Consider the following 9,417-nt stretch of genomic DNA (forward strand, 5'->3'; position numbering starts at 1 on the left):
CGCGGGCTGGCGTGCCGCCTCCTGGGCCGCGCTTTTGCCCCACAGGTCGGCCAGATCGTGGGCGTCGAGCTGGGCCAGCTGGGCCAGATCGCTCAGCACCTGCCGGCGCAGCACCCCTTCGGGCAGGGCGCTCCACAGCGGCCGGGCATTGCTGGCCATGTGGGCGCGGCCTTCGGCGGTGCCCAGGTCGCAGCCTTCACTGGCCGCCTCGACCAGGAACCGGCTCAGGGGAACCGCATCGCCGATGCAGCGGGCAAAGGCATCGGTGCCTTGCGCGCGCACGAAGCTGTCGGGGTCGTGCTCGGGCGGTAGGAACAGGAACTTGATGCTGCGCGTGTCGCTGGCGTGGGGCAGGGCGCCATCCAGCGCCTTGCGGGCCGCGCGGCGGCCGGCGGCGTCGCCATCGAAGCTGAACACCACCGCATCGGTAAAGCGCAGCAGCTTTTGCACATGTTCAGGGGTGCAGGCCGTGCCCAGCGTGGCCACGGCGTTGGGAAACCCCAGCTGCGCCAGTGCCACCACGTCCATGTAGCCCTCGGTCACCAGCGCATAGCCCTGCTCGCGGATGGCGGTGCGGGCCTCGAACAGGCCGTACAACTCGCGCCCCTTGTGGAACACCGGCGTTTCGGGCGAATTGAGGTATTTGGGCTTGTCGTCCCCCAGCACCCGGCCGCCAAAGCCGATGCATTCGCCCTTCACATTGCGGATCGGGAACATCACCCGGTCGCGAAACCGGTCATAGCGCTTGCCGCCGTCTTCTTCGCTGACGATGACCAGGCCGCTTTCCTCGAGCAGCGGATCGTCATAGTGCGCAAACACGCTGGCCAGGCTGCGCCAGCCTTCCGGGGCATAGCCCAGCCCGTAGCGCTTGGCCACTGCCCCTGATACCCCTCGGCCCTTGAAATACGCTACGGCGCGGGTCGAGGCGCGCAAATGCTGGCGGTAGGCGTGCGCGGCTTTTTCCAGCACGTCCGTGAGCGTGGCCTGCTTCTGCCGGGCGGCGGCGGCGCGCTCTTTTTCTTGCGGCGAGATGTCATCGTCGGGCACCTGCAGGCCCACCTGCTGGGCCAGGTCCTGCACGGCTTCGACGAAGCCCATGCCAGCGTGCTCCATCAGAAAACTGATGGCGTTGCCGTTCTTGCCGCAGCCAAAGCAGTGGTAGAACTGTTTGGCAGGGCTCACGCTGAACGAGGGGGATTTCTCGCCATGGAAGGGGCACAGCCCCATGAAGTTGGCGCCCCCTTTCTTGAGCGGGACGTAGCGACCCACAATGTCCACCACGTCCACGCGCGAAAGCAGTTCCTGGATGAAAGATTGGGGAATCGACACGGGGCGTATTGTCGGCGCAAAGCACGGTTACACTCATTAACATTTAGCGGAGCCGAGACATCTCCATGGCAACAACGGTAACCCCGTGGGCACGCAGTGCCGCAGCGCGGCTGGCGCAGCGCCTGGGCGTGTGGCTGGTGGGCGGTGGCCGTTGCCTGGCTGCCGCTGTGTGCGGCGGCGGCGCCGGTGCTGCGCGTTCTGTCGTGGCCCGGGTACGCCGATGCCGATGTGGTGGCCGCCTTCGAGAAGCGACACGCGGTGCGCGTGGAGGTGACCACCGTGGGCTCGGACGACAGCCTGCGCGCCAAGCTGGCCGATCCGGCAGGCCCAGGCTACGACGTGGTGGCCGCCAACACCGTGGAGATCGCCAGCCTGATGGCGCAAAAGCGCCTCGTGCCGCTGCCAATGAAGGACATTGCCAATGCCGGGCGCCAGTTGCCCCGCTTTCGGCATCTGTCGGCCATCCCCGGTATCACGAGCGACGGCGCGGTGTATGCGCTGCCCTACACCTATTCCGAGATGGGGCTGATCTACGACCGCCAGCAGTTCAGCGCACCTCCGAACTCGCTGAGTGTGCTGTGGGATCCGCGCTGGCAGGGCCGGGTGCTGGCGTTCGACGGCAGCAGCCACAGTTTCTCGCTGGCCGCCCAGCGCCGGGGCCTGCCGCCTTTTCGCATCGACACGGCGCGGTTCGGCGCACTGGCCCGCGATCTGGTGGCGCTGCGCCGCAATGTGCTGACTTTCTATTCGGTGCCAGAGGAGTCGGTGGAGCTGTTTCGCCGCCACCGCATCGCGGTGATGCATGCCAACTACGGCCAGCAGCAATTCAAGCTGCTGCGCGACGCGGGGCTCGACGTGGGCTACGTGATACCGAAAGAGGGGGCGCTGGCCTGGCTCGACTGCTGGGCCATCACGCGCCGCTCTGCCCAGCCCGCGCTGGCCGCCCAGTGGATCAACTACATGCTCGAGCCGGCGGTCAGCGGCGTGCTGACGCGGCGCCAGGGGCTGGCCAACACACTGCAGGAGCCGGGCCGTGCAGCGGATGCCGCAGCCGGCCCGATCGTATGGCTTGAGCCGGTGGAAAGTGAAGAGCAGCGCACCCGGCTGTGGCGGCGCATCGTTTCGGGCGAGCGCCCCGAGGGGTTCTGATCCATGCGCTGGGGCATCGCGTCGCGCCTGGGCTGGATTCTGGCCTCTTTCAGCGTGCTGGCCGCCGTGCTGGCAGGCTACTACACCTATGTCGCTGCGCGCGACCTGTTGCGCGAGCGGGCCGAGCGTTCGCTCCTGGCCACCACGCAGGTGCTGACGCGCCACCTCGAAACCGGCTTTGCGGCGGTGGCGCGCGATGCCACGTTGCTGGCAGCGGTGGCGGGTGTGGCCACCGAGCCGCGCGCGGCGCCATCGCCGCAGTCCCCCCGGGTGCGCGACCGCCGCATGCTTGCCGACGTGTTCAAGGCCAGCCTGGCGGCCCACCCTTCGTACCTGCAGATCCGCCTCATCAGTGCCCGCGACCATGGCCTCGAACTCATGCGGGTCGACCGCTTGGGGGATGGCCTGGTGGAGGCGCCCGCCGCCGCGCTGCAGGAAAAAGCCCATTTCCCCTTTGTTTTCGAAACCCTCAAGTTGCGTGCCGGCGAGGTGTACTTCAGCGAGTTCGGCATCAACCACGAAGGCGAGGCGTCCGAAGAGCAACAGCAGCCTGTCTTCAACATGGCGTCGCCCGTGGTGCGCTGGGGTGCGGTCGAGGCCGTCGTGGTGGTGCGTGTGGCGGCCAATCCCTTTCTGGCCCATTTCAGAAAAAGCCTGCCCGAAAACTTTGGGTTCTACCTGTGCAATCGCTGGGGCGACATTCTGGTGCACCCCGACCCGTCCCAGACTTTCGGCTTCGACCGCGGGCAGCGCATCCTGCTGCAGGACACCCTTGCGCCCGTGGCGCAGATCATCGATGGGCGTTCCAACGAGCTCATGATGGATGCGCAGGAAGAAGGCGCCGAGCCGCGCGTGTTCTCGTTCACGCGTCTGCCCGTGGGCGGGGCGGGCGAGGAGCGCTTCCTGGTGGCGGGCCTTTCACAGCCCATGGCGGTGGTGCAGGATGAAGTTCTCGAGCTCGGGCGCGGCATCTTCAAGATGCTGCTGATCCTGAGCGCGGTGGGCATGCTGCTGGCCACGCTGGTGTCGCGGGCGGTGACCAGCCCCCTGCAGGCCATGGTGCGCGCCGCCCGCGCCTTTTCGCAGGGAGAGCCCCACGGTGCCTTGCCGGTCGAGCGGCAGGACGAGGTGGGAGAGCTGGCGCGCAGCCTGAGCGACATGGAGCAGCAGATCACGCGCCAGATCGCCGAGCTCAACGCCAGCCGGGACAGCATGGCGCATCTGGCCCACCATGACCTGCTCACCGGCCTGCCCAACCGGCGCATGTTCGAGCAGCGCCTGGAGCAGGCACTCGAGCTGTCGCGGCGCAGCGGGCGGGCGTGCGCGCTGTTCTTCGTGGACCTGGACGACTTCAAGTCCATCAACGACGACCTGGGCCATGCCGCGGGCGATGCGGTGCTGCAGGCCACGGCCCGTGCCATCGTGGCGGCGGTGCGCCAAGCCGACACAGTGGCCCGCCTGGCGGGCGACGAATTCACCGTGCTGTGCGAAAACGTCGATACCGAAGAAGCTGCGCTGCACATTGCCGAAAAACTGCAGCAGGCCTTTGCGCAACCGCTGCAACTGGGCGGAAAATCGCTGGAGGTGCATGCCAGCATCGGGCTGAGCCTTTTTCCGCGCGATGCGCACGACGCACAATCGCTGCTGGCGAGCGCGGATGCGGCCATGTACCGCGTCAAGCAAAGCCGCCGCAACAGCCCCTGAGGTCCGCGGCCAGACCCTGTTCATTTATTCCCTGTGAAGCGCAATGACCTCCATCTACGACCAGCACCTGCCCCGCACTGAAGCCAACTTCGCGCCCCTGTCGCCCCTGGGGTTCATCGAGCGCACTGCCGAGGTCTACCCCGACCGCCTGGCCATCGTGCACGGCACCCTGCGCCAGACCTGGGCCCAGACGTATGCGCGCTGCCGCCAACTGGCCAGCAGCCTGCAGCGCGCCGGTATCGGCAAGAACGACACCGTGGCCGTGATGCTGCCCAACACGCCGCCCATGGTCGAGGCGCACTTCGGCGTGCCGATGGCCGGCGCCGTGCTCAACGCCCTGAACACCCGCCTGGACCCCGAGGCCATCGCCTTCATGCTCGACCACGGCGAGGCCAAGGCCGTGATCGTGGACCCCGAGTTCGCCGGCGTCATGGCCAAGGCCCTGGCGCTGCGCCAGAGCCAGACGCCCTTGCTGCTGATTGACGTCGAGGATGCCCTCTACGGCCCCGCCAGCCAGAAGCTGGGCAGCACCACGTACGAGGCCTTTGTGGCCGGTGGCGACCCGCAGTTCGCCTGGGAACTGCCCGCCGACGAGTGGGATGCCATCGCGCTCAACTACACCAGCGGCACCACCGGCAACCCCAAGGGCGTGGTCTACCACCACCGGGGCGCGGCCACCAATGCCATCAGCAACGTGCTGGAGTGGGACATGCCCAAGCACGCGGTCTACCTGTGGACGCTGCCCATGTTCCACTGCAACGGCTGGTGCTTTCCCTGGACGGTGGCGGCCCGCGCGGGTGTCAACGTGTGCCTGCGCCGCGTGGAAGCGCAGGCCATCTTCGACGCCATCCGCCACCACGGCGTCACGCACTACTGCGGCGCACCCATCGTGCATGGCCTGCTGGTCAACGCGCCTGCCGCGATGAAAGAGGGCGTGCCCGCGGGCGTGAAGGCCATGGTGGCGGGCGCAGCGCCACCGGCCTCGATGATCGAGGGCATGGAAAAGATGGGCTTCGACCTGACCCACGTGTACGGCCTGACCGAGGTGTATGGCCCGGCCACGGTGTGCGCGCGGCACGACGCCTGGAACGACCTGGACATCGGCGAGCGCGCGCGCCTCAACGCCCGCCAGGGCGTGCGCTACCACCTGCAGCGCGCGGCCCGGGTGCTTGACTCCGAAACCATGCGCCCCGTGCCCTGGGACGGCGAAACCATGGGCGAGATCATGTTCCGGGGCAATATCGCCATGAAGGGCTACCTCAAGAACCCCAAGGCCACCGAAGAAGCCTTTGCCGGCGGCTGGTTCCACAGCGGCGACCTGGCCGTGCAGTACCCCGACGGCTACATCAAGATCAAGGACCGCAGCAAGGACATCATCATTTCGGGCGGCGAGAACATTTCGTCGATCGAGGTGGAAGACGTGCTCTACCGCCACCCCGACGTGCTCGCCGCCGCCGTGGTGGCCAAGCCCGACGCCAAGTGGGGCGAAACGCCCTGTGCCTTCGTCGAACTGAAGGCCGGTGCGCAGACCACCGTCGAGGACATCGTGGCGCACTGCAAGAAGCACCTGGCCGGCTTCAAGGTGCCGCGTGCCGTGGTGTTTGGCGAGCTGCCCAAGACCAGCACGGGCAAGATCCAGAAATTCGAGTTGCGCAAGCAGGCCGGCTCGGCACAGGCCATCGACGTCTGATTCCGTCGGCGACGCTGCCAACAAAAAGAGCACCTCTCGGGTGCTCTTTTTTGTATAGCTGATAGCGCTTGCTGCATAAGCGCTAGAGCGTGATTTCGATGAAATCCATGGCGGAGGGCGTGTGCTGCGCCGGGCGACAGCCGGGCTTGCTCAGCCGCCGTGGCGGTACACGCTGTCGCCATGCGGCGCCGCCCTGAATTCCGGCAGCGCTTCGGCCAGGGCCGCATAGGCCACCAAACCAGCGTACCGTTCAGTGGGCACCATGTCCGGCACCATCTGCTGGATGAAGTGCCAGGCCACGGCCGTGCTCACGCCTGCTTGGGAGATGCCGGCGCTGGTGGCGGCCAAGGGGTGCTGCGCCAGGGCATGTTCCAGTCCGTCGCAGGCGGCGCGCAACTGGCCCGCGACCCGTACAACCCAGGGCTCGTGCAGTTTCTCCGCGGGGCGTAATTTGCGTTCGTAGATGATCTGCACGGCCTTTTCACAGGCCGCCAGCGCCAGCCCTTCGATGTGCAAGGCGTTCTGCAGGTCCGCCAGCGCGGTGGGAACAAGGCGGCGCGTCGGGCTCAATGCGTGCGCGTACTGCAGGATCAGCGTGGAGTCCATCAGGACGCCGCCATCGTCGCAGACCAGCGTGGGCGCCTTCACGACCGGATTGATCTGGGCAAATTGCGCGAAGGTGCTGAACACCGACAGTGACTGGTGTTCAAAGCGCAGGTCCAGCAGTTGCAGCGCGATGGCCACGCGGCGGACGTACGGGGAGTCGAGCATGCCGATGAGTTGCATGGGAGGCCTTGGGTTCGATGGTGGTTGAGCGCTGCGATTGTCATCGCTGCAGGGCAAGCAGGTAAAGAGTCTTGGCGGCGTGCCGCAGTGCTGTGTCGCAGGGGGCATCACGGGGGCCGCGTGGGGTGTTAGTGAATGGCAGGGTGCGGGCCGTTGCTTGATCTCTTCGGCCTGTGTTGGGTTTTTGAGGGGTGGTATTGCTCTCTTTTGTATAGCTTCTTGCGCCCGCCACATAAGCGCCAGGCCGTGGTTTCATTCAAATTTCGGGCCACGGGCAAGGGTATGCGGACCAGACTGCGCGCCCGGGCGAAAGGCACGGTGCGATACTTGCCGCGGTTTTTCATCCCCATCCGCTTTGGGGGCCTGACGGCGTTCTGCGCCTGTGCCCCATCCCTGCCCGCCAGTGCGGGCGAGTGAGCCGTTGATTGAAGTCCCTGAACTCCCCCGATCTGGCCGCGCGCAGCCTTGTCGCGCTGTGGCACCCCTGCACCCAGATGGCGCGTGCCGCCGTCACCCCGCCACTGGCCATTGCCCGCGGTGAGGGCCCCTGGCTTTTCGACCTGGAAGGGCGGCGCTATTTCGACGCCAACAGCTCCTGGTGGGTCAACCTGTTTGGACACTCGGATGCCGGCCTCCGCGCTGCCATCACGCACCAGCTTGAAACCCTGCCCCACGTCATGCTGGCCGGCTGCACCCATGCGCCCGCGGTCGAGCTGGCGGAAAAGCTCTCGGCCCTGACCGGTGGCGCCCTGGGCCACGCCTTTTTTGCCAGCGACGGCGCCTCGGCCGTCGAGATCGCGCTGAAGATGAGCTTTCACTCCTGGCGCAACCGGGGCTTCGAGGACAAGCGCGAGTTTGTCTGCCTGCGCAACGGCTACCACGGCGAAACCATTGGCGCGCTGGCCGTGACCGATGTGGCGGTGTTCCGCGATGCCTACGACCCGCTGCTGATGCGTGCCCACATCGTCGATTCGCCCGATGCGCGCCAGGGCCCGGACGCAGAGGCCCGTGCGCTGGCCGACCTGCGCCGCGTGCTGACCGAGCGGCGCGGCCATGTGGCCGCCCTCATCATCGAGCCGCTGGTGCAGTGCGCCGCCGGCATGGCGATGCACGAGCCCTCGTACCTGCGTGCCGTGCGGGCCCTGTGCGACGAGTTTGGCATCCACCTCATCGCCGACGAGATCGCGGTGGGGTGCGGGCGCAGCGGCACCTTCTTTGCGTTCGAGCAGGGCGAGTGCGGCTGGCCCGACTTCATCACGCTGTCCAAAGGCATCAGCGGCGGCACGCTGCCGCTGTCGCTGGTGCTGACCACCGAAACCGTGTACCAGAGCTTCTGGAGCGAGCAGGTGGGGCGGGGCTTTTTGCACTCGCATTCGTACACCGGCAACCCCTTGGCCTGCGCGGCAGCCAATGCCGTGCTCGACCGCTTTGCTGCCGACCAGGTGCTGGAGAAGAGCCGTGTGCAGGCCCGGCTGCTGGCCGAGGCCTTCGCGCCGCTGGCCGCCGATCCGCGCGTGGCCCACCTGCGCCAGCGCGGCATGATCCTGGCATTCGATGTGCGCGAGCCCGGCGAGCGGTTTGCCGAGCGCTTTCACCTAGCCGCTCGCGCGCACGAGCTGCTGATCCGCCCCATTGGCGCCACCGTGTACCTGATGCCGCCGTACCTCATCGACGCGCCCACGGCGCAGTTCCTGTTCAAGGCCGTGATGGCCACGCTGACGGAGGTGCTCGACCATGCTGCTTGACCACCTGAACCAGAAACTGCAGGCCATCGCGGCCAAGGACCTGACGCGCGTGCTGCGCGAGGCCGAGAGCGCCACCGCGCCGGTGCAGCGCGTGCGCGGCGCCGACGGGCAATCGCGCGAACTGCTCATGTTCTGCAGCAACGACTACCTGGGCCTGGCCGCCCATCCCGCGCTGGCCGATGCACTGGCCGAGGGCGCGCGCCTGTACGGTGCCGGCTCGGGCTCGTCGCACCTCATCAGCGGGCATTCGAGCGCGCATGCGGCGCTGGAGCGCGCCCTGGCCGCCACGGTGGCACCCGCCATCCCGAACGCCGAGGCACTGTTCTTCTGCACCGGCTTCATGGCCAACCTGGCGGTGCTGACGGCCCTGGGCGACGCCGATGCGGTGATCTTTTCGGAAGAGCTGAACCACGCCTCGCTGATCGACGGTGCGCGCCTGGCCAAGGCGCCGGTGCAGCGCTACGCCCACTGCGACGTGGCGCAGCTGGACGCGCTGCTGGGCGCCTGCACGGCCCGCATCAAGCTCATCGTCACCGATGCGGTGTTCAGCATGGATGGCGACGTGGCCCCGCTCGATGCCCTGCTGGCGCTGGCCGAACGGCACGACGCCTGGCTGGTGGTGGACGACGCCCATGGCTTTGGCGTGCTGGGGCCGCAGGGGCGCGGCACGCTGGCGCACTTTGGCCTGCGCAGTGAGCGGCTGATCATGGTGGGCACGCTGGGCAAGGCCGCCGGGGTGGCCGGGGCCTTTGTGGCTGCGCACCCCACCGTCATCCAATACCTGATCCAGGCCGCGCGGGCCTACATCTTCACCACCGCCGCGCCGCCCGCCGTGGCCCACGCGCTGCTGCAAAGCCTGGCGCTGTTGGCGGGCGAAGAGGGCGAACAGCGCCGCGCCAACCTCGTGCGCTTGCAGGCGCAGTTGCAGTCCGGCGTGGGCGAATTGCTGGCGCGCCATCCCGGCCTGGGCTGGCGGCTGGTGGCGTCGGACACCCCTATCCGGCCACTGGTCAT

General features: G+C 67.6%; 7 protein-coding genes. 5 read left to right on the top strand and 2 right to left on the bottom strand.

The annotated features are described in order from the left end of the window. On the bottom strand, positions 1–1,329 hold a 1,329-nt coding region (gene dnaG / locus ACDELDRAFT_RS15275), incomplete at its 3' end, for a DNA primase (protein WP_005798402.1). Between the two features lie 96 nt (positions 1,330–1,425). Between dnaG and ACDELDRAFT_RS15280 the strand changes: the two genes are divergently transcribed. The 3 genes from ACDELDRAFT_RS15280 to ACDELDRAFT_RS15290 are packed head-to-tail and all read left to right on the top strand — an operon-like array spanning position 1,426 to position 5,872. Next, on the top strand, positions 1,426–2,478 hold the full coding sequence (locus ACDELDRAFT_RS15280) for an ABC transporter substrate-binding protein (protein ID WP_100084454.1): 1,053 nt from the start codon (positions 1,426–1,428) through the stop codon (positions 2,476–2,478). A gap of 3 nt (positions 2,479–2,481) precedes the next feature. Then, complete coding sequence (locus tag ACDELDRAFT_RS15285) at positions 2,482–4,182, top strand: diguanylate cyclase domain-containing protein (RefSeq protein ID WP_005798405.1); 1,701 nt, start codon at positions 2,482–2,484, stop codon at positions 4,180–4,182. A gap of 43 nt (positions 4,183–4,225) precedes the next feature. Continuing rightward, the gene (locus tag ACDELDRAFT_RS15290) at positions 4,226–5,872 is read left to right on the top strand and encodes an acyl-CoA synthetase (RefSeq protein ID WP_005798407.1); all 1,647 of its coding nucleotides are present in this window, start codon (positions 4,226–4,228) and stop codon (positions 5,870–5,872) included. A gap of 150 nt (positions 5,873–6,022) precedes the next feature. Here ACDELDRAFT_RS15290 and ACDELDRAFT_RS15295 read toward each other — a convergent pair whose 3' ends face one another. Beyond that, entirely contained in the window at positions 6,023–6,658 is a 636-nt protein-coding gene (locus ACDELDRAFT_RS15295; protein WP_005798409.1) for a glutathione S-transferase, read from the bottom strand. A 425-nt stretch (positions 6,659–7,083) separates the two neighbouring features. Between ACDELDRAFT_RS15295 and bioA the strand changes: the two genes are divergently transcribed. Further along, positions 7,084–8,403 carry an adenosylmethionine--8-amino-7-oxononanoate transaminase gene (bioA, locus tag ACDELDRAFT_RS15300; protein WP_005798410.1) on the top strand — a complete coding sequence of 440 codons (1,320 nt, stop codon included), beginning with the start codon at positions 7,084–7,086 and terminating at the stop codon, positions 8,401–8,403. Then, positions 8,393–9,417: aminotransferase class I/II-fold pyridoxal phosphate-dependent enzyme (locus ACDELDRAFT_RS15305; RefSeq protein ID WP_005798412.1), on the top strand; the 1,025-nt coding region annotated here is incomplete at its 3' end. The genes bioA and ACDELDRAFT_RS15305, both read left to right, overlap by 11 nt.

This window comes from Acidovorax delafieldii 2AN, from assembly GCF_000175235.1.
In the GTDB taxonomy this organism is placed as follows: Bacteria; Pseudomonadota; Gammaproteobacteria; order Burkholderiales; family Burkholderiaceae_C; genus Acidovorax; species Acidovorax delafieldii_B.